A 23,922-nucleotide genomic window follows, 5' to 3' on the forward strand; every position below is an offset into this window, starting at 1 on the left:
CACTGCTGCCTTTTTCATTCCATGTTTTCTGGAGATAGCCTGTGTCAGAAATTAGTCAATTGTCGCCACAACCTGTGTGGCAGTTTTTCGACAAAATTTGCTCTATTCCTCACCCTTCAAAGCACGAAGATCAACTCGCTCAGTTCATTGTTGATTGGGCAACAGCTGAGGGGCTGTCGGTTAAACGCGACGACATAGGCAATGTCATCATCAAAAAGCCAGCCACATCAGGCATGGAAAACCGTAAAGGTGTCGTTCTACAAGCACATATAGATATGGTGCCGCAAAAGAACGAAAACACGGATCACGATTTCACTGTCGATCCTATCCGCCCTTATATCGATGGTGAATGGGTTACTGCGGATGGTACTACGCTAGGCGCTGACAATGGCATGGGAATGGCAACCTGTCTTGCTGTCCTTGCCGCGACAGACATCGAGCATGGTCCGCTTGAAGTCCTGTTAACCATCGATGAAGAAGCAGGTATGACGGGTGCTTTTGGGCTAAAAGAGGGTTGGTTAGACGGAGAAATCTTGCTAAACACAGATTCTGAGCAAGAAGGCGAAATCTACATGGGTTGTGCGGGCGGTGTGGACACTGCCATCGACTTCACGCTCGAGCGAGAAACACTAGGCGAAGGCTATGTCGGTAAGACTCTTCAAATCAAAGGCTTAAAAGGCGGACACTCAGGTGTTGATATTCATACCGGTCGCGCCAATGCCAACAAACTTCTCGGTCGCTTTCTTGCTGGGCACGCCGAAGAATTAGGTCTGCGTCTCCTATCTATTCGCGGTGGTACGCTTCGCAACGCAATTCCACGCGAAGCATTTGCTGACTTGGCCGTACCTACTGAGAACACGGATAAACTGGCTGCATTGTTTTCGCATTTTGAAGCCTTGCTCCAACAAGAATTGGGCGCCGTGGAAACATCGATTGCTCTTGCAGTGCTGGATCTCAACATTGAAGAACAAGCACTAACCTCTGACGTGCAAAATCGCATCATTGCTACCATCAACGCTTGTCCCAATGGCGTGATCCGCATGAGTGATGATATAAAAGGGGTGGTAGAAACGTCATTGAACCTCGGTGTCATCACCACCGAAGAAAACACCATGACGCTCTTGTGCCTAATCCGTTCGTTAGATGACAGTGGGCGAAGCTATGTAGAGAGCATGCTGCGCTCATTGAGCACACTAGCTGGTTCAGAGGTGACATTCTCAGGTGCTTACCCTGGCTGGAAGCCAAACCCAGATTCAGAAATTATGCATGTATTCCGTGATACCTATAAAGATATCTACGGTCGCATACCCGATATTATGGTGATTCATGCAGGGTTAGAGTGTGGTTTGTTTAAAGAGCCCTACCCTAACATGGACATGATCTCTTTCGGTCCAACCATCAAATTCCCTCACTCCCCCGATGAGAAAGTGAATATCGCGACAGTTGGTCTATTCTGGGAGCAGATGATTGCGATGCTGAAAGCCATCCCTGTTAAGGCATAAAGGCCAAAGCGAAACCAACAAGATAATAAATGGGCGCGAATATCGCGCCCATTTACCTGCCAAACAAGTCTCGCTACCAATCAAAACTTAGTTGCGTTGCCTTGCTACTATCAACGGTTAACAGCCCGACGGTAAGGCCAATCAGTCGAACACCTCGTCCATTTTTTCGTGACAATGCTTCAATCATTAGCTCCGAAAATGCGCTTTCATCGTAGCGCCACTGCTTATGTTCGACCGTGGTTTGTTGAAAGTCAGAAAACTTCAGCTTAACGCCCTGACGAGCGATCAATAAATCAGGACACACACGTTTCAAACGCGTTTCCATTTCCTCATAAAGCGATTTCATGACGGCTAAGCATTCTTCTTCAGTCTGAATATCTTCTGGTAAGGTACGCTCAACCCCAACCGATTTACGCACACGGTCTGTTTCAACGTCACGATCATCAATACCTTGGCAGCGGTTCCACAAAGCATGTCCGAACTTACCAAACCGCTGAAGCAGCATATTGCGATCGCACTGCTGTACGTCCTCACCCTTGAATAGACCAAGCTCATGCAGTTTCGACAAGGTCACTTTACCCACGCCCGGGATCTTCTCTAACGGAAGCACTTTTACAAAAGCATCTACTTCACTAGGTGTCACAACATACAAGCCATCGGGTTTATTCAGATCGGACGCCACCTTAGCGACAAACTTAACCGGGGCAACGCCCGCAGAAGCTGTTAATCCCAATTCATTTTTGATCGACTGGCGGATATCTTCAGCAATTAAGGTGGCTGAACCTTTAAAAAGTAAGCATTCACTAACATCAAGATAGGCCTCATCAAGAGATAGCGGTTCTATCTTGTCAGTGTATCGGGAAAAAATAGCGCGTATCTGTACTGAGACGGCCTTATATTTGTTCATATCACCACGAACAACCGTCAAGTTTGGGCAGAGTTTAAGAGCATGGGCGGTTGCCATCGCCGAGCGCACGCCATATTGGCGAGCCATGTAATTACAGGTGGAAATAACGCCACGGCGTTTTTCTGAGCCGCCAATCGCTAGCGCAATATTTCGCAGTTCCGGGTTGTCCCGCATCTCTACTGCCGCATAAAAACAATCCATGTCTACGTGGATAATTTTTCTCATTTCATACTTAAATGTGCCCGCACCACTGTTCATAAAAACAGTATTTCCATATCAAGTCAATCACTCTACGTATTCTTGTATCTCGGCTATTATTAACACTTGAACTACAAACTACTCAATAGACACATTAACGAGACATGAGAAGGGGAATATCCTCATGACAAATAACCTCAAAGTGCTTGTTGTCGATGATAGTCCCACGTTCCAAAGTTATGTTTCAGCGCTACTCATCGATGCGGGCTTCGAACCCATTGTTTTCGGTACACTGGCAGAAACTATGGCGTACTTAGAATCAGAGCCTTCTCTGATTTGCTCTGTTCTTGACTACTGTCTGCCCGATGCCCCTAAAGGAGAAGTGATAGACAGTGTGCTCCAATCTGGATATCGAGCCATTGTTTTGACCGGCAATGCAGATAAGAATCTTAGAGAAGAGTTGCTGAAAAAAGGTATCGTCGATTACATCCTTAAAGACAGCGCAGTGTCTTTAGCATTTTTGGTGCCTTTGCTGAATCGTTTGGTTCAAAACACCAATAAAACTGCGTTAGTCGTCGATGATTCCCCCGTCATTACGCAATATCTTACTGAACTGTTGGAACGTCAGTATTTGAACGTAGTCACAGCGTCTAACGGACTTGAAGCACTTGAAGTACTGGAAAACACATGGGAAGTGAATCTCGTTATTACAGACAACGATATGCCTCTGATGAATGGTTTGGAACTCACTCAACATTTGAGATTGAATAAAACCCGAGACGAACTCGCCATTATTGGACTCTCTGCATCAAACAATCCCGATCTGATTCCCCAATTTCTAAAAGCGGGTGCCAATGATTACCTTAACAAACCCTTCAACCAAGAAGAGCTATATTGCCGTATACACGCAGTACTCGACATGCAAGACGCCAGCGAACAATTGTATTTCTTAGCCAACCGAGATGATCTCACTGGATTGTGGAATCGGAGATATTTCTTTAATTTTACAGACCAAAACCCGGCGCCTTTTAAAAGCATTGCCATGATCGATATTGATCATTTCAAAATGATCAACGAACAGTTTGGGCATAATGGTGGTGATCATGCGTTAAAGTCGATTGGGCAAATGCTTAACACCGCCTTCTCTTCTGCATTGCCTGCTAGGTTTGGAGGTGAGGAGTTTGTTGTGCTTTGTACTGGCAACTCTGATGTATTCAATGCCGAACTAGAGGCGTTTCGTAACGAGTTGGAAAACACCACCATTCATTACGAAGGCCAGCCTATGCGCCTTACAACCAGCATCGGAGTGGCAAGTGGAGAGCAGTCACTGCCTCAATTACTCAAGAGCGCAGACGACAAGCTATATGCAGCCAAAAACAATGGAAGAAATAACATCATCTATTAAAAAACCGCCTTTCGGCGGTTTCTTTTAAATGATTTGGTTCTTTTTCCACTCTTCAGCACGAGCAGCACGAGCTTCTCGCTTTTGCCTCGCATCACAAGGTTCAGGACAGTCGCATTCTTTCTCAATGCCAACCGAACCAAGTCCACCACAGCTACCGCTTATGGTTTTACGTTGAACAATGTAGCCGATCGCCATGCCAGCAATCACTAGCAAGAAAACCGAAAACGTTATCAGATACTCAGACATCATTATGACCCTTAACGTGTTAGATATTTTGTAAACGCATCCGATGCGACTTCTGTAAAACCATTATCGGTCTTTACAATAAAAAATGCTGGGATATTTTCGCGGTTAGCCAGTGCTAAACCACGATCGGGCCCCATCACCATAAATGCAGTGGAAAGGCCATCAGCCGTCATGGATGATTTATCCAAAACGGTTACCGAGACCAAACGGTGGTTAATCGGTTTTGCAGTCTTCGGGTCGATAGTGTGTGAATAACGCACACCGTCTTCTTCGAAGTAGTTTCGATAATCGCCAGATGTTGCTACCGCCATATCGCCGGGTGCGATAATTTCTTGAATGGACTGCTGCTCTTCTCCTGGCTTTTCAATGGCGATTCGCCAAGGGTGACCTTCACCATTCACGCCCTTTAGCTGAAGTTCACCACCGATTTCAACCAAATAGTTTTGCGCACCGAGTTGCGCTAGATAGTTTGCGACCACATCAACGCCAAATCCTTTAGCGATCGACGACAGATCGACATAAAGATCAGGGTTCGTCTTGGTGAGTGAATGAGCCGTTGCACTCAAAAACTCGATACCTGTCATTTGTCTGCGTTCAGCGATCAATTCATCACTAGGAACACGATCAGGGCGCCCTTCAGGACCAAAGCCCCATAAGTTAACTAAAGGCCCTACCGTCACATCTAGTGCGCCGTCAGACAGCAGATTTAAGCGAATGGCTTCGTTTACAACTTTTGCTGTGTCAGCTGATACAGTGAACGCATCACTGTTCTTTTGCTGATTGAAACGGCTTAGTTCAGAGTCCTTGCGGTACGTCGACATTTGGTCGTTAACGAGCTCTAGGCGCTTATCTATTTCAGCTTGAACATCAACGGTACTTGGCATATCGCCTTTAGATAAATACTTCACAGAATAGTAAGTACCCATGGTTGACCCCGTAAGGTGAACCTGCTTAGGCGCTTGGTCACATCCGGCCAAGAGAAAAATGCTGCTAACAATAAGACCGAGAGACAACAGGAATTTTTTCATTACTTCATCCGGTTGGTTGAAAATAGAGATTCAGGAACAGCATCAACAAAAGACGCGAACCTGTTTTAATACGAATCGCAGTATGCATTTGCTGTGTGATGACAATGCAATAGCGGAGAAATACCCACTGTGATTAGTATCGATGAATTGATGACGATGTAGATGCAAAATGGCTGACCCAAAGGCCAGCCATTTGTCTTTTCGACGCAAAGGTAATTAGCCGCCGAAGTCATCCAGAAGGATGTTCTCGTCTTCTACACCAAGGTCTTTCAGCATGCCAATAACTGCCGCATTCATCATCGGAGGACCACACATGTAGAACTCACAATCTTCTGGGGCATCGTGGTCTTTAAGATAGTTCTCAAACAACACGTTATGGATAAAGCCAGTGTAACCTTCCCAGTTATCTTCTGGTAGAGGATCTGACAATGCGCAATGCCACTGGAAGTTCGGGTTCTCTGCTTGAAGACCGTCGAAGTCTTCCACATAGAACATCTCACGCTTAGAACGTGCACCATACCAGAAAGACATCTTGCGGCTAGACTTCAAACGCTTAAGCTGATCGAAGATATGCGAACGCATTGGAGCCATACCAGCACCACCACCTACGAATACCATTTCAGCATCAGTGTCTTTTGCAAAGAACTCACCAAACGGACCAGAAATCGTACACTTATCGCCTTCTTTCAAAGACCAAATATATGAAGACATAATACCTGGCGCAACATTTGGATTATTTGGTGGCGGCGTAGCAATACGCACGTTCAACATAATAATGCCAAATTCTTCTGGATAGTTCGCCATTGAGTATGCGCGAATGGTCTCTTCGTTAACCTTAGACTCGTAACGGAATAGGTTAAACTTGTCCCAATCTTCGCGGTACTCTTCTGGTACGTCATAATCCGCATATTTAACATGGTGAGCAGGTGCTTCGATTTGGATGTAACCACCCGCACGGAAAGGCACTGATTCGCCATCAGGAATTTGCAGTTTAAGCTCTTTGATGAAAGTGGCTTTGTTATCGTTAGAGATAACTTCACATTCCCACTTTTTAACACCAAAGATTTCTTCCGGCAGCTCAATATCCATGTCAGTTTTCATTGCAACCTGACACGCTAGACGCTCGCCTTCACGCGCTTCACCCTTGCTAATGTGATCAAGCTCGGTTGGCAGAATATCACCGCCACCATCTTTGATCTTCACGCGACACTGACCACAAGAGCCACCGCCACCACAAGCAGAAGAAACGAATACACCAGCGCCAGCAAGTGCACTTAGCAGCTTGCCACCTGGTTGAGTGGTGATCGCCAAATTGGGATCGCCATTTACAGAGATGATGATGTCACCTGAAGGTACCAGTTTGGATTTGGCGAACAAAATCACCAATACCAAAGCCAGTACGATAAGAGTAAACATCACTACACCAAGAATAATGTCCATTGACTAATCCTTATATCGCGGTTTACCCGACTTACAGTTGAACACCAGAGAAAGACATAAAGCCCAACGCCATCAAACCTACAGTGATGAAGGTAATACCCAAACCACGTAAAGCTGGAGGAACGTCAGAATACTTCATCTTTTCACGAATACCTGCCAGCGCAACAATCGCTAGCATCCAGCCGATTCCCGACCCTGCGCCGTATACCACTGATTCTGCGAAATTGTAGTCACGCTGAACCATGAAAGATACACCACCAAAGATCGCACAGTTAACTGTGATAAGCGGAAGGAAGATACCCAGTGCGTTGTAAAGTGGCGGGAAAAAGCGGTCTAGGACCATTTCCAAAATCTGAACCAACGCTGCGATAACACCGATGAAGGTGATAAAGTTCAGGAAGCTCAGATCAATGCCTGGTGCCAACGCGCCGTCTTTCAAAATCAGGTTATAAACCAGATTATTGACAGGAACAGCGATGGTCAGTACGACGATAACTGCGACACCTAGGCCAAATGATGTTTTTACTTTCTTAGATACAGCCAAGAAAGTACACATGCCTAGGAAGAATGACAGCGCCATGTTCTCGATGAAAATCGAACGAACCATAAGGCTAATGTAATGTTCCATTACGTCCTTACTCCTTCGCTTCTACTTGTTCAGGTTTGAACTCACGTATAACCCAGATCATAAAGCCGATCAGGAAGAACGCTGATGGAGCCAGCAACATCATACCGTTTGGCTGATACCAACCGCCTTCTGACGTCAGAGGCAGGATAGACACACCAAACAGTTTGCCAGAGCCCAACAGTTCACGGAAGAAGCCAACTGTGATCAATACAAAGCCGTAGCCAAGACCGTTACCAATGCCGTCAATGAATGATGGCAGTGGCGCAGACTTCATTGCATACGCTTCTGCACGTCCCATAACGATACAGTTGGTGATGATCAGGCCAACGAATACAGATAGCTGCTTAGAGATATCGTAAACGTACGCTTTCAAGATCTGGTCAACCACGATTACCAACGATGCAATGATCGCCATCTGAACGATAATACGCACAGAGTTAGGAATGTGATGACGAATAGCCGAAACAAACAGGTTTGAAAACGCTGTAACGAAAGTTACTGCTAGCGTCATTACAAATGCTGTTTCTAGCTTGGTGGTGACTGCTAGTGCAGAACAAACACCTAGAACCTGAAGGGCGATCGGGTTATTACTTAGGATCGGAGCCCATAGATTCTCTTTCAGTTCTTTAGTATCAGCCATTGTTCAGCTCTCCCTCTTGAACCTTCTTAAGGAACGCGCCAAAGCCATTGTCACCCAGCCAGAAGTCGAATGTGTGCTGAACACCGTTTGAAGTCAGTGTTGCACCAGACAAACCATCAATACCGTGGATGTCACCCGGTTGTGCGCCACCCTTCACCATGCGAATTGCAGGCTGACCTTTGTCGTCAAACAGCAATTTGCCTTCGAATTGTGAACGCCAGCGTGGGTTTTCAACTTCACCGCCAAGCCCAGGAGTTTCGCCTTGTTGGTAGTAAGCAATACCACCTACAGTGTTACCGTCAGTTTCAACAGCAACAAACGCGTACATCATGGACCACAGGCCGTTACCATGCATTGGCAGGATAACTTCGTCTGTCTGACCTTGCTCGTTCTTAACTAGGTAAACCTTAGCCAAGTTCGCACGGCGACCGATCTTGCCGAAATCTTCCTCAGCTGACAGTTTTACCGATTGAGCTGGATCAGACGCAGCGGCGCGTTGGTCATAGGCAGCAGCTTCTTCAACAGTTCCTGTAAAATCACCTGTCGACAAGTCAACAAGACGAGGTTCAATGAACTTATCAAAAGCGCCTTGAACGTCACCATTTGCATCAATGCCTGCAACAGACAAGATGTTGCGCTGAACGTCAAGAACTGCGTTTTTCTGCTGTAGAGGACGCAGAGACACCGCCGCAAAAGAAACCACGACTGAACAAACAAGGCTCAGTGCGATAACTACGGTCAGCGTTTTTTTAATGCTATCGTTATTGCTTGACACGAGCCAGTCTCCGTTTGATGTTGCCCTGGATTACCAGGTTGTCGAACAGCGGTGCAAACAGGTTCGCAAACAGGATAGCCAGCATCATACCCTCAGGGTAAGCTGGGTTAACCACACGAATCATCACTGCCATCGCACCAATCAGGATGCCATACCACCATTTTGCTTTATTGGTGAATGACGCTGAAACTGGGTCAGTTGCCATGAACATCATACCGAAGGCAAAGCCACCCAGTACCAAGTGCCAGTGCCAAGGCATGCTGAACATTGGGTTGGTGTCTGAACCAATGATGTTAAATAGCGTTGCCGTTGCAACCAAACCAATAAAGGTACCTAAAATGATACGCCATGATGCAATACGCATCGCGACAATCATTGCGCCACCGATAAAGATAGCCAGCGTTGACACTTCACCGATAGAACCAGGAATGTGACCAATGAAGGCGTCCATCCAAGTGATCGCGTTACCAGAAACGGTGTTTACTAGTGCGCCTTCACCACCTGCTGCCCACTGGCTCAATGCTGTCGCACCAGAGAAACCGTCCGCCGCAGTCCAAACCAAATCACCAGAGATTTGAGCTGGGTAAGCGAAGAAAAGGAATGCACGGCCAGCAAGAGCTGGGTTGAGGAAGTTACGACCAGTACCACCAAAGATTTCTTTCGCCACAACAACACCGAAGGTAATACCTAGTGCTGCCTGCCAAAGAGGAAGAGTGGGTGGAACGATCAACGCAAACAGGATTGAAGTAACAAAGAAACCTTCGTTGACTTCATGCTTACGCACCATACAGAAAAGGACTTCCCAGAAACCACCAACAATAAACACTGTTGCATAAATTGGTAGGAAGTAAGTTGCGCCAAGCAGCATCTTGCTTGCCCAACCCGCCTCTGGTGCCAACGAACCGCCCAACATTTCTGTTAGCCAGTAGTGCCAGTTACCGCCCACAATCGACGCAAGCTGTTCAGCACCGTACATCGAGTTCAGCGCCATAATGGCCTGGTCACCCGCGTTGTACATACCGAAGAACATTGCTGGGAATACCGCCAGCCACACCATGATCATGATGCGCTTAAGATCGATACTGTCACGAACGTGAGCGCCACGCTTGGTGACAAGACCCGGCGTGTAAAGAACAGTGGCTACCGCTTCGTAAAGCGCAAACCATTTCTCGTGCTTGCCGCCCGGTTCAAAATGCGGTTCGATGTCTTCAAGAAATTTTTTCAAGCCCATGATTACCCTTCCTTCTCAATTTGATCAAGGCACTCGCGTAGCATTGGGCCAAAATCGTATTTGCCAGGGCAAACAAATGTACACAAAGCAAGATCTTCAGGATCCAGCTCTAGTGCACCTAGCTGAGCCATACTGTCCAGATCACCTGCACAGATATCGCGAAGCAAAAGCGTTGGCTCAATGTCCAGTGGCATAACACGCTCGTAGTTACCGATTGGCACCATTGAACGCTCACTACCGTTAGTGGTAGTGGTCATGTTGAACAGCTGGCCTTTAAAGAACTGACTCAGATACGCACGCGTTACTGAGAATTTGTTCTTGCCTGGAGTGATCCAGCCAAGCAGTTCTTTTTCACGACCTTCGCGTAACGCACTTACTTGTAAGTGGAAACGACCAAGGTAACCGTGAACACCGCCAGCTTGCGTACCACTCAGTACGGAACCAGAAATGAGACGGATTTCTCCAGGCATCAATTCGCTGTTAGTCAGCTCGTTGATGGAAGCACCAATTTGAGTTCGGATCAGGCGCGGGTTGTTTACCACAGGACCAGCAAGAGCAATCACGCGGTCTGTGAAAAGTTCGCCTTCAAGGAAAAGCTTACCGAACGCAATAACGTCTTGGTAATTCAAATGCCAAACCTGTGCTTCAGCACCAACAGGACGAAGGAAGTGAATATGGGTACCAACCAGACCAGCTGGGTGAGGACCATTAAACACCTGCTCTTCCACATTGGACTGCGAGCTACGTGGTAGGCTTGACTCACCTTTACACACGTATACTTTGCCATCAGTTAAACGCGAAACAACGTCCAAACCAGCTACAAACGCCTCTTGCTGTTCATTAATGATCAGCTCAGGGTTTGCCGCTAGAGGATTGGTATCCATCGCGGTAACGAAAACAGCCTTAGGTTTTGCATCAACCTGTGGGTTTTTGCTAAATGGGCGGGTACGAAGCGCAGTCCACAACCCTGAATCCACCAACTGGTCTACAACCAATTGACGATCTAGGCCTGCGATTTCAGAGGCTTCATATTTGTTGAAAGTGACTTGCTCGTTGCCTTCAATTTCGATGACAACTGACTGAAGAACACGTTTCGCACCGCGGTTGATTTCAACCACAGTACCCGCTGCAGGTGCAGTAAATTTAACGCCTGAATTCTTTTTGTCTTCAAAAAGAACCTGACCTTTTTTCACTACATCCCCAACACGAACATGCATCGTTGGACGCATACCAACGTACTCTTCGCCTAGCAAGGCGACTTTTGTGATGGCTGGGCCATCATTTATCACCTGAGCAGGAACCCCTGAAACTGGGATATCCAAGCCCTTTTTTATTGTAATCATACGCACTTGCACTACATTAACGGGAAAAAAAAATCTGTTATTGCGCAGTTAATACACGACTTTCCACTGTCTGGCTGAACGATATTCAATCATAGCCTTCGCAACTTCCTCATCACCAACTCGCAACAATTTGACGTGCGGAGTCAGTTTTCAAGCGGTGGATTCTATCATCAACCAAAGATGCTATTCCACGGCAATCACCGTGATGCACCCTGTATTTTCGGCAACTGAGCAAAGTATCGCCAATTCAGGTCAATAAGTATGAGCGGGTGCACAAAATAGCGTGCAAAGCTCATGTGTAAAAATTGTTACAAAATCAACATAAGCGTCAAGAGCCCGCCTTGATTTTGATTTTCTCAATACACCAAAATCTTTAACAATCCACTAAAAATCACTTTTTATCAGACCCACTGCAAAAAACATTTTTGAGTTGTTGTGTATCTATTAAATAACTATTCGCGCAATAAAAGGGCCATTAATTTCAACAGCCCATCTCAATTATTTTGTATCTAGCAACGACCCGCCACGACAGGCTGGCGAAGCCGGTGAATGACCATTCAAATCATTCCACTCACTCTCAGTATATGTATGAATTGCCAAAGCATGGATATCATTTTGCAATTCATCGGCCAGTGTCTTATTTACCGCACGATGCCTAGTGATCAATCGCTGCTCTTCAAAGTCTTTACTCACGACCGTCACTTTAAAATGACTTTCTGATCCAGGAGGCACGTTGTGCATATGGCTCTCGTTGAGTACTTCCAAAAAGATAGGTGAAAACGTGGTGTTCAGTTTCTGTTCGATTTTTTGTTGAACAATCATGTGTTCCTCTTTATTTATGACCTTTTTCCGGCAATGTCATCTTCGATTGCCGCAAGACAATTGCAGTATTCCTGTCTTCTGCGACAATATACATCATTATCACTAGCGCTTCGCTGATACCTCCCATGAAAACCACATTACAAATTGCAGACATAGCATTGGAATTGCTCCGTTATCCCTTGCAAAAGAACGAAACATTGCAAGCTTGGGACGCCGCGGATGAATATCTCATTGAGTACACCGAAGAGAAAAAGCTGGAACCGGGTGCACATATTCTGATTATGAATGACGGATTTGGTGCACTGAGTTGCTGGGCCTCATCGAAGGGATTTCGTGTCACTTCGATCAATGATTCTTGGTTGTCGCAACAAAGTATTGAACAAAATCTAAAAGCTAATAACTTGGGCGATATTGAGAGGCTATCTTCGCTTGATACCCTGCCATCAGATATCGACATCGTTTTGATGAAGCTGCCAAAGAACAATCGCCTTCTAGTATGGCAACTTCAGCAAGTTTCTCAGCTCACCAGCAAAGAGATCTCCCTCGTTGCAGGTGCAAAAGTTAAAGATGTCCATACCTCAACACTCAAACTGTTTGAAAAGCATTTAGGAACAACGCAGACCTCGTTAGCCAAAAAGAAATCACGACTCATTTTCTGTCAAAAAGAAAAGCAGTTAGATGGCTTACCTGCTGCGACAACATCATTTGATGTGCCCGACTATCAACTCACGCTCGCTAACCACGCAAACGTCTTCTCATCAGAGAGTCTTGATATCGCCGCCTACTTGATGCTTCAACACATGCCCAAGAATGAAAACATTAAACACATCATTGATTTAGGTTGTGGTAATGGTGTGCTGGCAATTCAGGCGGCGAAACTTAACCCGCAAGCTAAAATCACTGCCGTTGACGAAAGTCATATGGCTGTGGCATCAGCCACTATGAACTTGGAAAATCACGATATAGCGCCATCAAGAACACATTGTATGGTGAATAATTGCCTAGATGGCTTTACACCAAATAGCGCCGATGTTGTGATGTGTAACCCTCCGTTCCATCAATTACAGACAGTGACAGATCACATTGCATGGCAAATGTTTTGTGACGCTCGACGGGTTCTTGAACCGAAGGGGAGAATTGTGGTTATTGGTAATCGACACCTCGGCTATCATACTAAATTGAAACGTCTTTTTGGCAATGCTCAAGTCATTGCTTCCAACCGTAAGTTTGTTATTGTCGAAGCTTATAAATAGCCAGACTTTAAAGGGATACGCTAACTCATGAAAAAACTTCTGCTCGTTTCCGGACTCGTGCTTGGCTTGAGTGCTTGTTCTACGCCTCAAGAACCCCAGTTAACCGTTGCACCTCAGCCGGTAATTTCCTCGGTGCCTGTTGCTCAAAATAAAGCACTGGTTATTGAAAGCCGTGATTTGCGTACCGCTCAATTTGTTGCTGTGGTTGATAATGGTCGTAAAAACGTTCAACCCATCCAATCAACCTCGAATGTGCGTATCGTCCTCGAAGATGCACTCACGCGCCAACTAAACTCTCAAGGTTTTCGTGTCGTAGCAGATAGCAAAGGTAAACTGCGTATCGATGTACTTGATGCTCTAGTCAAAGTTGAACATTCAGTGTTTTCACATGACATGACAACCAACGTCCAAATTCAGTTGGTTGCCGAAACAAGCGAAAACAAGTTCGTCAAACGCTACACGGGAAAATCAACGTCTGAAGGCGCATCCAGTGCTTCTGTAGAAGACATGGAAATCGCGTTGAACAGCTTACTAGAAGCCGTTCTGCAAGACATCGCACGTGATGCGCAATTAACGACCTTCATGAGCGAGAACTTCTAATGCGTTCCCTGATTAAGACCGCTGTGATCGCAGCGACATTCATCGTGTCAGCGCCAGCCATGGCCGCTAACCCTGTTGTAGAAGTGGAAACCAGTGTCGGTGACTTCAAGCTTGAGCTATATCCTGACAAAGCACCGAAGTCAGTCGAGAACTTTCTTCGTTATGTAGAAGATGGTAGCTACGTGGACACCCAGTTCCACCGAGTGATCAAAGGGTTTGTGGTCCAAGGTGGTGGTTACGACGCTACTTTTAACGCCCGTCCAAGCACTTACGGTGAAGTCGTCAACGAATCCAAGAATGGACTTGGTAACGAACGCGGTACAATTGCCATGGCGCGTAAGTCGTCGCCTGATTCAGCAACACGTCAGTTCTACATTAACTTGCAGAACAACAGCAACTTAAATGGTTCGTCTTACAAATTTGGCTATACCGTTTTTGGTAAAGTGATCGAAGGCTTTAACGTCATCGAAAAGATGGCCAACACGAAGACAGTCACAATTCCACAAAGCGGCATGCGTGATGTCCCACAGCAACCTATAGTTATTGAGAATATCATCATCAATAACTAGCAGGTATAGGGATGCTAAAACTCATTGCGGACAATCCCGATCCCGACGTTAATGAAGCTATCGCTGGTCAGCATATTAAGACATATGCGCCAGCGTTTGCTTCTGAGGTGATCCGCTTTGTTCTGAGGCAGGCACCTTACGAGGAACTCAAACAATGTTGCCAACAACAATTTGTTGATTGGTGGAAGTTGTCGATGCCAAGTGGCTCTCCCAGCGATCCCTATGAATCTGTTTACTGGTATCTACTCTATTTGATCGAATCACGGCGTGAAGATGAATTGCGAGGAAATCGCTTTGCTAATCTACGGGTCAAAGAGTGCGCTTGTTATTTGATGAATAAGGAAAAAATTCCTGAATACGCACGTGGCATTCGCCCTTGAAGCACGGTAGCATGGCATTACGTATGTTACTTACAAGGACGTCAACACATGTCCCATGCACCTTCCTACTCATGGCGAGAAACGCTTCACAGTTATCTTGACCGCCGACTACTTTGGGTTTTTCTGCTTGGCTGCGCCAGTGGCTTTCCATTTGTACTTGTCGGTTCAAATTTAACTGGTTGGCTAAACGATTCCGGTCTAACCAAAGCAACAATTGGATTTGTTGGTGCAGTCAGCATTGTGTATGCACTAAATTTCTTCTGGGCTCCGTTTGTCGATAGAGTCAAGTTGCCTTACCTTCATCAGCGATTTGGACAACGAAGAAGCTGGATCCTGCTTATGCAGATTTTCATGCTTGTTTTTACGCTCTTAATTGCGAATACAGACCCTTCATTTAATTTATGGCTTACTACAATATTGGCGTTTGGTATCGCCGTATCTTCTGCAACTCAAGATATTGCGATTGATGCCTTTCGAATAGACAGCTTTGGAGAAAGTGAAAGCCGTAAACTTCCACAAGCCGCAGCAATGGCTGTTATTGGCTGGTGGACGGGTTACAGCCTTCCTGGTTATTTTGCCTTTATCAATGCCGACACAATAGGTTGGAATGGTGTGTATTACGGCATGGCAGCCTTTGTTGGCCTGCTAATCATCTTTACACTCTTTGTTAACGAGCCCAAAACAAACCGAGATACGCTGCAAGCAGAAGCTGAAACCCGATATGCAAAGCACTTAAGTCACGGTAAAAGCAATCTATTGGTGTGGTTTTCAGTCACTATTATCGAACCTTTTGCCGACTTTTTTAGACGAAATGGTGTTCAAGTAGCGCTAACGCTACTGCTTTTCGTTTTTCTCTTCAAAATCGGCGAAGCCTTCTTGGGCAGGATGTCAGTCGTATTCTATAGAGACATTGGTTTTAGCAATGAAGACATTGGTTATTACTCCAAGCTCATCGGTTGGGGGGCAACCGTCATATTCACCTTAATCGGAAGTGCCGTCAATGTTCGCTTTGGCGTCGTCAAAGGTCTGCTGATTGGTGGCATCGCCATGGCAAGCAGTAACTTGATGTTTGCTCTTATAGCTCAAGTAGGTCCAAGCGAGGATCTCTTCCTTGCCACGGTGATCGTCGATAACTTTACCAGTGCTTTTGCCACCATAGCATTTGTGTCTTTCCTGACACATTTAACGGGTCGTGCATTCTCAGCAACTCAATATGCTTTGTTAGCTTCTCTTGGTAATTTAAGCAGGACTACATTGTCCTCGTTTAGTGGTGTGATGATAGAAAAGATAGAAAAATTCGAATGGTTGAATCATATCGACTGGCTGAATCCGTGGTCATTGTTCTTTATTCTCACAACCCTCATGGTTATACCAAGCCTCGCCATGATTGTAGGGCTACGCCATCACTTCAAAGCGCTTACTGACAAACAATAAACTGCTTAAACCTGTTTAACCCGCGACGCATGTCGCGGTTTTTTTCTTTATATCTGTTGAATACCTTTACGTCGTCATTTTTTGAAACACTTATCTCGAATGTAATCCGTTTCAACGAGATCCAGATCACAACTAGCAAACGTTTGCTATTTCATTGCATTTTCTTTTTTGAACTTTCCCCTAGAATGGCGCTCGCAACGGCAGAGGTCTAACCACAACGGTGTCTTTGCCACTCAATCTTGATGATGTAAAGAGAACTTAAGATGCGTAAATCAGTAGTAGCACTTGCCATTCTAGCGTCAGCAGCAGCTGTACCAGCACAAGCTGAATACCTTTACGGTTTCGGTAATGTTTACACCGACTACCTAACTTGGACTAACGGCTCACAAGGATTTGACGGTAAAGACGTTAGCGATGCGCGTGACGACCATATTACTATTGGTGCAGAAGGCGGAGCTGGTTTCACTTGGGGTGAAATCTACGGTTTCTACGAATACGAGAAACTGAACAAAGGTTCTGACGAGCGTGGCCAAGCCGCTAAATTCTCTATTCACTACAAAATCGCTGGCAATGTGACTGCATACGGCCAAGTTTACGACCTAGTAGACAACAAGTTTGGTGGCGAGCAAAACCGCGTTGTCGGTCTTGGTTACGTTGGTCTAACTGGCGACAACTACTGGTTCAAACCATGGATCGGTGTTCATGACGCTTCTCGTGAAGGTCAATCAGGTGCAAGCGGCCTAAACGGCGGCATGCTAGGCTGGTCAGCAGGTTACAATTTCGAAATCGCTGGTCAACCACTGATGCTTTCTAACTGGAACGAATTCGAATTTGCACGTACTGATGAGTATCAAGCAGCAGCTGGTACTAAGTCTAGCGGCCTAAACGGTGCTGTGAGCATTTGGTATGACATCACTGACACAATTTACACTGGTGTAACTTACCGCTACTACTCAAACAAATTGGGTGTAGATGGTTACGGCGACGCGGCTATCTTCCGCATCGGTATGCACCTGTAATCCAAAGTATTTTAAGAAGCACCTTCGGGTGCTTTTTTTTTATTTGAAATTCGGACTCACTTCGAAGCATGATATTCTTGATCCTATTGCTTCATAGAATGAGTTAAAAATGCGATTTACCCTTGTCGGCGCTGGAGCAGTGGGCACCTTGTGGGCGTTGAAACTGCATCAAGCAGGGCATAATGTCCATCTGTGGACTCGCTCAGAGAAAGATACCATTCAATGCAGATTGGATGATCATTCCCCAGTGACATTTTCAGCCAATCAAACTTTCTTATTAAATGACTCCGACTGCATTCTGGTTTGCGTGAAAGCCTTCCAAGTCGATACCGCTCTGAACAGCGTGTTACCCCATATTCATCCCGACACACCCATTATTCTCATGCACAACGGTATGGGAACCGCCAGCCAAGCGCTTACCAAACTCGGCGACACACCTTTATTGTTGGCGACAACGTCTCAGGCTAGCTTGCGAATCTCCGAAAACACAATTCAGCACACTGGCGTTGGCGAAACACGGTTAGGTGGTGTTAACCAAAATGGGAAACAATGCGATTTCATGGCGGAGGTTCTCAACCATGCGCTTGCCCCTTGCTCGTGGGAAAGCAACATTGAAAGCGCTTTGTGGCAAAAGCTCGCGATAAACTGCATGATCAATCCATTGACAGCAATCCATCAAATTCCTAATGGCGATCTCACTCAGCCAGCGTTTAGGGATAAACTCAGTAAGATTGCCCGCGAAGTTGCCAACGTGATGCAAGCGGAGGGCATGGATACAAACAGCGATATCTTATTGAAAAGCGCCCTATCCGTTGCCGAGGCGACGGCATCAAATTATTCTTCAATGAACCGTGACATATACTTTAAACGCCCTTCTGAGATAGACGCGATTACGGGATATTTGATTCATTGTGCAACGCGTCATGGAATTGCAGCGCCGCAAAATCAGGCGCTATACAACGCAATAAGAAATTTGGAGTCATCCTATGACAACCCCTAGTGTATTAGTGTGCCTTGCCCACGGCACAGAAGAAATTGAAGCGGTGGCAGTCATCGACGTCATGGTGCGAGCTGGCTTTAACGTAACCACAGCCAGCGCAGCAGAAAATGGAGAGTTGACCCTGACCTGCTCTCGCGGTGTCAAACTGGTTGCCGACGCGCCTCTGGTTAAAGTGGCTGACGAAGAATACGATTGCATAGTCATACCCGGTGGTGTTGATGGAGCAACAAGTTTAGGAGAGAGCGCTTTAGTATTGGAGATGCTTCGTCAGCAGCAATGTGACCAGAAATGGGTCGCCGCCATTTGCGCCGCCCCTGCGCTGGTACTGGAGAAAAATGGTCTATTCCCTGACGCACACAAAGCCTGTCATCCCGCATTTATCCATCAGATCAACGAGGAAAAGCGCAACGCTAAGCGCGTTTTCACCGACCATGACCACCACTTGATCACCAGCCAAGGTCCAGGTACCGCGCTAGAATTTGCCGTTGAGATCGTGTTAGTACTGGCAGGAAAAGAAAAAGCGAAGGAAGTAACAGATCCTATGGTGATGATCCCGAGCCTTCACTACGACAAAAAGTTTGCGTAACGACGTTTCACCAAAGAGTGAGGCGCGTAAAAAAACCGACCTTGGGTCGGTTTTTTTGTTCTGTTGCTTACGTCACGAAACCTTATAAGGCCGCAGAGAGCTATCGACGTTTCAATTTACGGACGATATACCTTCACATTCGCGTAGCCATTTTCTTGCAGGTATAGCGCCTGCAAACGGCTCATTACGCCACGGTCGCAATACAGCAAGTAAGTTTTGCTTTGGTCTAGATCGCCAAATTTCGTCGCTAATTTGAAGAATGGAACATGAATGACTTCCACGCCGTCGATTTCAAGCGGGCTGTTGTCTTCTTCTTCTGGGCTGCGAATATCCAGCACAACTGCGCCTTGGGCTATTTCATCCACCAACTCAACATCTGGTGCTTTTTCTTTGCTTTGCTTTTCGATCTCGCGAATATCAATGGTGCGAGCTTCACGGACCACTTGCTCAAGGATCTCAAAGTTAAACTTAGCTTCTTCAATCTCTAACTTTTCTTTCTCAGCCTTAATAGTTGGCTTGCGAGAAATTACGCCACAGTACTCGGGCATTGTTTTTGCGAAATCTTCAGTGCCAATTTGGCGCGCCAAGCCAATGATATCTTCTTTGTCCCAGTTAATAAGAGGACGAAGGATCAACGTATCTGTCGCGTTATCAATATGACGAAGGTTGGTTAACGTTTGGCTAGAGACTTGGCCTAACGCCTCGCCAGTTACCAACGCCTGAATACCATTTCGCTCAGCCATCATTGAAGCAGCACGCATGAACATGCGCTTCAAGATAACGCCCATTTGGCCATCTTCAACCTTTTCCAAGATCTCAGCCACAACCGGTTCAAAGTCGATAGAAACAAATTTTACTTTCGCAGAAGAACCAAACTTCTCCCACAAGTAATAAGCCGTTTGCTGAACACCAATCTCGTGAGATGCGCCACCAAGATTAAAGAAACAGTAATGCACCTTACTACCACGTTTGATGTGCAAGTAGCTTGAAACGCCTGAGTCAAAACCACCAGAAATCAAACTCAACACATCTTCCTGTGTGCCTAGAGGGAAGCCACCCAAGCCTTTAAAGCGCTCGCGCACCACGTTAACGTTTTCTTTGTCCACTTCAAGGTGAACCGTGATGTCAGGATTCTTCAGTTTAACGCTGGCTGATTCCACGTCTTGATTCAAGCCGCCACCAACATAACGCTCAACTTCGATCGACGTGAAAGGATGATTGCCACGGCGTTTAGCACGTACACAGAAAGACTTACCTTCCAGCTGATGGCTTACCGTTGCAGCAACGATCTCATAAATATTATGTAGATCAGTAAACTCTGTTTGTTCCACTTCAAGCACATGGTGGATACCTGGAGTGCTCGTCAGCATTGTCAGCGTCAGTTCACGTTGAGAAGCATCTTTTAGCGAAACCTCGATATGGTCACGACGATTAAACACCGCCATAGCGACTGACTTTCGCTTAAGAACATTTCGGATATTACCTTCCAGAATCTTCGTGAAGCGTTTCCGTACAGATTCACTTTTGACCATCACCTCAGGGTGAATTTTTACGATAAATTTCATAACAGGTTTCGCTACAGCTTCAGTAAAGGCGCGGATTATACATCAAGCACAACGTATGCGAAATAACCCACTCAAAACGACAAAGGCAGTGCTTTCACACTGCCCTTCTTTTGTTAGTAGAACGCCGAGGTCTAATTTTCCTGTATTGGCTCAACCGGTGAGTCTGCTGAAATGGCATCTGACTCACGAGGCTTACCCTGCATGACCGCAATTTCAACACGGCGGTTTTTCGAGCGATTCTCAGGCGTATCATTAGGTAAACGTGGTGTCGTGCCCGCCATGCCTTCAACCCGCATTCGCATGGGATCAAAGCCACTCACTTTTTCCATCTCTTGAGCAACAGATACTGCTCGCTGTGCAGACAAGTCCCAATTTGAACGATAGAGCTCAGAATCTAGTGGTGTGTCATCAGTATGGCCTGATACGCGAATAATCCCTGGAACGTCTTTAACCAACTCTGCAATTTGACGAACAAGTGGCCGAAACTTAGGTTGTAAGAACGCTGAACCTGCTGGAAACGCGCCATTTTCTCGGATACGAATAATCAGTTGCTGTCCGAGGTTTTCAACTTCGACCGCACCTTCTTCAACTTCACGTTCCAGTGCTTGAACCATCATTTGAGCGGTACTCGACATTTGCTCAACGTCTTGCTCTTGTTCCTGCATAGAAGCTTCAGACGCCGTCGACCCGCCTTCAAGTTGTGCTGACTCACGTTGTGAACCACCAGCACGGTCAGACTCACCATCTTGAAAATCCAACGTACGCTGGGTCATATCAATGGTTTGCTGCATGATAACTTCAATCGGGGTGGGTTCTGGACGACCTGGGCGAAACTCCTGAGCAATCACACTCGTGCCTTTAGGAATATCTTTCACTTCAAGTAGGTTCTGCACACCAAATGCAAACTTCATTGAGCCCGCAATCTGCTTGAACTTAAGTACGTCCATTTCCGAAAACGAAAGTAGAAGTACGAAAAAGCACATCAAAAGAGACATCAAGTCGGCGAACGTACCCATCCAAACCGGCAGGCCTGGGGGGGGACATTTGCATTCTTCTTCCATACCAGACTCCTTATGCGTCTACATCAACGGCGCGTTTTTTCTCGTTGAGGTAGTTTTTCAGGTAGCCATCGATAACACGTGGGTTTTGCCCATCTTGTATCGCCAAGAGACCGTCCATAATCAGACGTCGGTTCATCTTTTCTTGGTCTTTACGAAGGCGAAGTTTCGCGGCAATGGGTATCGCAATCATGTTTGCGAGCATCGCACCGTATAGCGTCGTCAAAAGTGCTACCGCCATCGCGGGACCAATCGCCTTTGGATCATCCATGTTTGAAAGCATGGCAACCAAGCCGATCAGCGTACCGATCATGCCCATCGCTGGGGCAACATCGGCGAGTGCACTATAAAACTGCGCACCATTGTCATGGCGCTCATCGGTCATCACAATGTCTTTTTGAAGCGTCATTTTCACCACTTCTGCATCATGACCATCCACCAGCATATCTACGCCTTTTTTCATAAAGGTGTTGGTCACTTCCATTTCTTCAAGTGCCAAGAATCCACCTTTACGTGCCGCGTCTGCCATCTCTACGATTTTAGCAATCAGATCTTCAGGGTCATCGGCTTTAAACATAAAAGCTTTGCCCGCGATCTTAAACGCGCCAAAAAATTGCCCCATGGTGTAGTTCATCAATACAACAAAAAGACTACCGCCAAATACGATGAGCGTAGAGGGAACATCTACGAACATACTGATGGTACCACCGAGCAACATCGCCATAACGATGAATGCAAAGGCGCCCAAAATTCCTATGAGTGTCGCCAGATCCACGGAACGCTCCCCTTAATTGTCGTAATCAGTAAATGTATATGTCGATGTATGAGTGACGCTATTCACTGACCAAGTTATCGGCAGCAACAGAAATTGATTTAGCGTGTATTTGTGATTTTATACCCAAGTGGTCTCAAGGTGCAGATTTCGTTCGCAACTTTAAGCTCATTGTTCAACATTGAGCAAAAACTGGCGAGAATTGAATGAAAATTGCCCTGCTTTGACCGCCATAATTGCTGGCGGGGTAAAAACGACCTTGAAATCCTTCCCAAATACACAGAATTTCGCTCCAGCGTTTGACCCCTTTCTGGCACTGAGTTAACTTCTCCGCCATTCCCTTCTATCTAGGATTATCATGGCTGCTAAGAAACCCGAAAACATGACCTTTGAGGAAACCCTCAAAGAACTAGATACCATCGTGAACGGCCTTGAAAATGGTGAATTGCCATTGGATGTCGCACTCAAACAATTTGAACGTGGCATTTCACTCGCTCGCCAAGGGCAAAAAACACTGTCCGACGCGGAGCAACGTGTAGAAATTCTTTTGGCTCAGGACGATAACGCGCCTTTAGAGACTTTTGAAGACACACGTGATGAATAACAGCAGTTTGAAAACCACGCTCGCCCATTACCAACAACGTAATAATGAGCAGTTAGGACAGTGGATTGATCGATTGGGTAACGCGGACCAATCACTTATCCAAGCAATGAAATACGGCACCTTGATGGGTGGAAAGCGTGTTCGTCCTTATTTGACCTATGTGACTGGCCAATTATTTGGCGTCCCCGATGATGCATTGGACACGCCTGCAGCGGCGGTTGAATGTATTCATGCATATTCTCTTATCCATGATGATCTCCCCGCCATGGATGACGATAGTCTGCGCCGTGGGCAACCCACTTGTCACATCGCATTTGATGAAGCAAACGCCATTCTTGCAGGAGATGCATTGCAAACTTTGGCATTTAGCATTTTGGCCGATGGTCAGCTCTCTCTAGAGGGCGATACCTATCGTATTCATATGGTGAGAGAGTTGGCGACAGCATCTGGCGCGATGGGGATGTGCCTTGGTCAAGCGCTAGATTTAGCTGCTGAGGGCAAACACGTAGATTTAGCCACATTAGAAACTATTCATCGCAACAAAACCGGTGCTCTGATACGCTGTGCGGTCAGATTAGGCGCTTACGCCGCTGGCGAGAAAGGCATTGCCTATCTTACACAACTCGACACATTTTCAAATGCCATTGGCCTTGCCTTTCAAGTGCAAGATGACATTCTAGACATCATCAGCGACACTGAAACACTCGGTAAACCACAAGGGTCCGATTTAGCTGCAGATAAAAGTACTTACCCTGCATTACTAGGGTTGGAAGGCGCAAAAGAAAAAGCGTCACTTCTGTATCAAGAAGCACTACTCGCTTTGCAAGCTATCCCCTACAATACTGAGCAATTGGAGCTGTTCGCCCGATACATTGTCGAGCGAAATAACTAAAAGCAACGACGTTGCGCCAAAACGA

At 46.2% G+C, this 23,922-nt stretch carries 25 protein-coding genes; 12 read left to right on the forward strand and 13 right to left on the reverse strand.

What is annotated here, in order from left to right; translation table 11 throughout:
• Positions 1–41 precede the first annotated feature (41 nt).
• The gene (locus tag LRP50_RS05950; protein WP_274163557.1) at positions 42–1,502 is read left to right on the forward strand and encodes an aminoacyl-histidine dipeptidase; all 1,461 of its coding nucleotides are present in this window, start codon (positions 42–44) and stop codon (positions 1,500–1,502) included.
• Positions 1,503–1,575: 73 nt separating this feature from the next.
• Here the strand turns inward: LRP50_RS05950 and dinB are convergent, their stop codons facing one another.
• The gene (gene dinB, locus LRP50_RS05955) at positions 1,576–2,634 is read right to left on the reverse strand and encodes a DNA polymerase IV (protein WP_274163696.1); all 1,059 of its coding nucleotides are present in this window, start codon (positions 2,632–2,634) and stop codon (positions 1,576–1,578) included.
• Positions 2,635–2,791: 157 nt separating this feature from the next.
• Here dinB and LRP50_RS05960 point away from each other — a divergent pair, with 157 nt between their 5' ends.
• Positions 2,792–4,012: a GGDEF domain-containing response regulator gene (locus LRP50_RS05960; RefSeq protein WP_274163558.1), complete on the forward strand. Its 1,221-nt coding sequence runs from the start codon at positions 2,792–2,794 to the stop codon at positions 4,010–4,012.
• 24 nt (positions 4,013–4,036) lie between these two features.
• Here the strand turns inward: LRP50_RS05960 and nqrM are convergent, their stop codons facing one another.
• From nqrM to bolA, 9 genes are all read right to left on the reverse strand, one after another.
• Entirely contained in the window at positions 4,037–4,258 is a 222-nt protein-coding gene (gene nqrM / locus LRP50_RS05965) for a (Na+)-NQR maturation NqrM (RefSeq protein WP_028023664.1), read from the reverse strand.
• 11 nt (positions 4,259–4,269) lie between these two features.
• Positions 4,270–5,286, reverse strand: coding sequence for an FAD:protein FMN transferase (locus tag LRP50_RS05970; protein WP_274163559.1), 1,017 nt, complete (start codon positions 5,284–5,286; stop codon positions 4,270–4,272).
• A gap of 216 nt (positions 5,287–5,502) precedes the next feature.
• Positions 5,503–6,726, reverse strand: a complete 1,224-nt coding sequence (nqrF, locus tag LRP50_RS05975) for an NADH:ubiquinone reductase (Na(+)-transporting) subunit F (RefSeq protein WP_274163560.1) — start codon at positions 6,724–6,726, stop codon at positions 5,503–5,505.
• Positions 6,727–6,757: 31 nt separating this feature from the next.
• Complete coding sequence (gene nqrE, locus LRP50_RS05980) at positions 6,758–7,354, reverse strand: NADH:ubiquinone reductase (Na(+)-transporting) subunit E (protein ID WP_016959698.1); 597 nt, start codon at positions 7,352–7,354, stop codon at positions 6,758–6,760.
• A gap of 7 nt (positions 7,355–7,361) precedes the next feature.
• Positions 7,362–7,994 (reverse strand): NADH:ubiquinone reductase (Na(+)-transporting) subunit D, encoded by a 633-nt coding sequence (locus tag LRP50_RS05985; RefSeq protein ID WP_274163561.1) that lies wholly within the window; start codon positions 7,992–7,994, stop codon positions 7,362–7,364.
• Positions 7,987–8,769, reverse strand: coding sequence for a Na(+)-translocating NADH-quinone reductase subunit C (locus LRP50_RS05990; RefSeq protein ID WP_274163562.1), 783 nt, complete (start codon positions 8,767–8,769; stop codon positions 7,987–7,989). Before LRP50_RS05990 ends, LRP50_RS05985 begins: the two co-directional genes overlap by 8 nt.
• Entirely contained in the window at positions 8,756–10,000 is a 1,245-nt protein-coding gene (locus LRP50_RS05995) for an NADH:ubiquinone reductase (Na(+)-transporting) subunit B (RefSeq protein ID WP_274163563.1), read from the reverse strand. Before LRP50_RS05995 ends, LRP50_RS05990 begins: the two co-directional genes overlap by 14 nt.
• A gap of 2 nt (positions 10,001–10,002) precedes the next feature.
• The gene (locus LRP50_RS06000) at positions 10,003–11,343 is read right to left on the reverse strand and encodes a Na(+)-translocating NADH-quinone reductase subunit A (protein WP_274163564.1); all 1,341 of its coding nucleotides are present in this window, start codon (positions 11,341–11,343) and stop codon (positions 10,003–10,005) included.
• Positions 11,344–11,841: 498 nt separating this feature from the next.
• A complete protein-coding gene (gene bolA / locus LRP50_RS06005; protein WP_274163565.1) occupies positions 11,842–12,165 on the reverse strand; it encodes a transcriptional regulator BolA in 324 nt (107 codons plus the stop codon).
• Between the two features lie 125 nt (positions 12,166–12,290).
• On the opposite strand from bolA, the gene LRP50_RS06010 reads away from it, so the two are divergent.
• The 8 genes from LRP50_RS06010 (at position 12,291) to LRP50_RS06045 (ending at position 19,006) form a co-directional block, all read left to right on the forward strand.
• Positions 12,291–13,418, forward strand: coding sequence for a methyltransferase (locus LRP50_RS06010; protein WP_274163566.1), 1,128 nt, complete (start codon positions 12,291–12,293; stop codon positions 13,416–13,418).
• 27 nt (positions 13,419–13,445) lie between these two features.
• Positions 13,446–14,018, forward strand: coding sequence for a YajG family lipoprotein (locus tag LRP50_RS06015; RefSeq protein WP_274163567.1), 573 nt, complete (start codon positions 13,446–13,448; stop codon positions 14,016–14,018).
• The gene (locus LRP50_RS06020; protein WP_274163568.1) at positions 14,018–14,587 is read left to right on the forward strand and encodes a peptidylprolyl isomerase; all 570 of its coding nucleotides are present in this window, start codon (positions 14,018–14,020) and stop codon (positions 14,585–14,587) included. The genes LRP50_RS06015 and LRP50_RS06020 overlap by 1 nt, the downstream gene beginning before the upstream one ends.
• Positions 14,588–14,598: 11 nt before the next feature.
• Positions 14,599–14,967 (forward strand): hypothetical protein, encoded by a 369-nt coding sequence (locus LRP50_RS06025; RefSeq protein WP_274163569.1) that lies wholly within the window; start codon positions 14,599–14,601, stop codon positions 14,965–14,967.
• 48 nt (positions 14,968–15,015) lie between these two features.
• Complete coding sequence (locus LRP50_RS06030; protein ID WP_274163570.1) at positions 15,016–16,401, forward strand: AmpG family muropeptide MFS transporter; 1,386 nt, start codon at positions 15,016–15,018, stop codon at positions 16,399–16,401.
• Between the two features lie 263 nt (positions 16,402–16,664).
• Positions 16,665–17,420, forward strand: a complete 756-nt coding sequence (locus LRP50_RS06035) for an outer membrane protein OmpK (RefSeq protein WP_274163571.1) — start codon at positions 16,665–16,667, stop codon at positions 17,418–17,420.
• A gap of 109 nt (positions 17,421–17,529) precedes the next feature.
• Positions 17,530–18,420, forward strand: coding sequence for a 2-dehydropantoate 2-reductase (gene panE / locus LRP50_RS06040; RefSeq protein WP_274163572.1), 891 nt, complete (start codon positions 17,530–17,532; stop codon positions 18,418–18,420).
• Positions 18,407–19,006, forward strand: coding sequence for a DJ-1 family glyoxalase III (locus tag LRP50_RS06045; protein ID WP_274163573.1), 600 nt, complete (start codon positions 18,407–18,409; stop codon positions 19,004–19,006). Before panE ends, LRP50_RS06045 begins: the two co-directional genes overlap by 14 nt.
• Positions 19,007–19,122: 116 nt before the next feature.
• On the opposite strand, the gene thiI is transcribed toward LRP50_RS06045, so the two are convergent.
• The 3 genes from thiI to pomA form a co-directional block, all read right to left on the reverse strand.
• Positions 19,123–20,571 (reverse strand): tRNA uracil 4-sulfurtransferase ThiI, encoded by a 1,449-nt coding sequence (thiI, locus tag LRP50_RS06050; RefSeq protein WP_274163574.1) that lies wholly within the window; start codon positions 20,569–20,571, stop codon positions 19,123–19,125.
• Between the two features lie 131 nt (positions 20,572–20,702).
• Positions 20,703–21,632, reverse strand: a complete 930-nt coding sequence (locus tag LRP50_RS06055; RefSeq protein ID WP_274163575.1) for a flagellar motor protein MotB — start codon at positions 21,630–21,632, stop codon at positions 20,703–20,705.
• Positions 21,633–21,642: 10 nt separating this feature from the next.
• Positions 21,643–22,404, reverse strand: coding sequence for a flagellar motor protein PomA (gene pomA, locus LRP50_RS06060; RefSeq protein ID WP_274163576.1), 762 nt, complete (start codon positions 22,402–22,404; stop codon positions 21,643–21,645).
• A gap of 355 nt (positions 22,405–22,759) precedes the next feature.
• Here pomA and xseB point away from each other — a divergent pair, with 355 nt between their 5' ends.
• Positions 22,760–23,005, forward strand: a complete 246-nt coding sequence (xseB, locus tag LRP50_RS06065; RefSeq protein WP_274163577.1) for an exodeoxyribonuclease VII small subunit — start codon at positions 22,760–22,762, stop codon at positions 23,003–23,005.
• A complete protein-coding gene (ispA, locus tag LRP50_RS06070; RefSeq protein ID WP_274163578.1) occupies positions 22,998–23,897 on the forward strand; it encodes a (2E,6E)-farnesyl diphosphate synthase in 900 nt (299 codons plus the stop codon). Before xseB ends, ispA begins: the two co-directional genes overlap by 8 nt.
• Positions 23,898–23,922: the final 25 nt, after the last annotated feature.

Origin of the sequence: Enterovibrio gelatinilyticus (assembly GCF_028683095.1) — a bacterium.
Classification (GTDB): Bacteria; Pseudomonadota; Gammaproteobacteria; order Enterobacterales; family Vibrionaceae; genus Enterovibrio; species Enterovibrio gelatinilyticus.

Coding starts and splice junctions, on each gene's coding strand:
- dinB (WP_274163696.1), bottom strand. CDS start 2,634: ATGAGAAAAATTATCCACGTAGACATGGATTGTTTTTATGCGGCAGTA.
- LRP50_RS05960 (WP_274163558.1), top strand. CDS start 2,792: ATGACAAATAACCTCAAAGTGCTTGTTGTCGATGATAGTCCCACGTTC.
- nqrM (WP_028023664.1), bottom strand. CDS start 4,258: ATGTCTGAGTATCTGATAACGTTTTCGGTTTTCTTGCTAGTGATTGCT.
- LRP50_RS05970 (WP_274163559.1), bottom strand. CDS start 5,286: ATGAAAAAATTCCTGTTGTCTCTCGGTCTTATTGTTAGCAGCATTTTT.
- nqrF (WP_274163560.1), bottom strand. CDS start 6,726: ATGGACATTATTCTTGGTGTAGTGATGTTTACTCTTATCGTACTGGCT.
- nqrE (WP_016959698.1), bottom strand. CDS start 7,354: ATGGAACATTACATTAGCCTTATGGTTCGTTCGATTTTCATCGAGAAC.
- LRP50_RS05985 (WP_274163561.1), bottom strand. CDS start 7,994: ATGGCTGATACTAAAGAACTGAAAGAGAATCTATGGGCTCCGATCCTA.
- LRP50_RS05995 (WP_274163563.1), bottom strand. CDS start 10,000: ATGGGCTTGAAAAAATTTCTTGAAGACATCGAACCGCATTTTGAACCG.
- LRP50_RS06000 (WP_274163564.1), bottom strand. CDS start 11,343: ATGATTACAATAAAAAAGGGCTTGGATATCCCAGTTTCAGGGGTTCCT.
- bolA (WP_274163565.1), bottom strand. CDS start 12,165: ATGATTGTTCAACAAAAAATCGAACAGAAACTGAACACCACGTTTTCA.
- LRP50_RS06010 (WP_274163566.1), top strand. CDS start 12,291: ATGAAAACCACATTACAAATTGCAGACATAGCATTGGAATTGCTCCGT.
- LRP50_RS06015 (WP_274163567.1), top strand. CDS start 13,446: ATGAAAAAACTTCTGCTCGTTTCCGGACTCGTGCTTGGCTTGAGTGCT.
- LRP50_RS06020 (WP_274163568.1), top strand. CDS start 14,018: ATGCGTTCCCTGATTAAGACCGCTGTGATCGCAGCGACATTCATCGTG.
- LRP50_RS06025 (WP_274163569.1), top strand. CDS start 14,599: ATGCTAAAACTCATTGCGGACAATCCCGATCCCGACGTTAATGAAGCT.
- LRP50_RS06030 (WP_274163570.1), top strand. CDS start 15,016: ATGTCCCATGCACCTTCCTACTCATGGCGAGAAACGCTTCACAGTTAT.
- LRP50_RS06035 (WP_274163571.1), top strand. CDS start 16,665: ATGCGTAAATCAGTAGTAGCACTTGCCATTCTAGCGTCAGCAGCAGCT.
- panE (WP_274163572.1), top strand. CDS start 17,530: ATGCGATTTACCCTTGTCGGCGCTGGAGCAGTGGGCACCTTGTGGGCG.
- LRP50_RS06045 (WP_274163573.1), top strand. CDS start 18,407: ATGACAACCCCTAGTGTATTAGTGTGCCTTGCCCACGGCACAGAAGAA.
- thiI (WP_274163574.1), bottom strand. CDS start 20,571: ATGAAATTTATCGTAAAAATTCACCCTGAGGTGATGGTCAAAAGTGAA.
- LRP50_RS06055 (WP_274163575.1), bottom strand. CDS start 21,632: ATGGAAGAAGAATGCAAATGTCCCCCCCCAGGCCTGCCGGTTTGGATG.
- xseB (WP_274163577.1), top strand. CDS start 22,760: ATGGCTGCTAAGAAACCCGAAAACATGACCTTTGAGGAAACCCTCAAA.
- ispA (WP_274163578.1), top strand. CDS start 22,998: ATGAATAACAGCAGTTTGAAAACCACGCTCGCCCATTACCAACAACGT.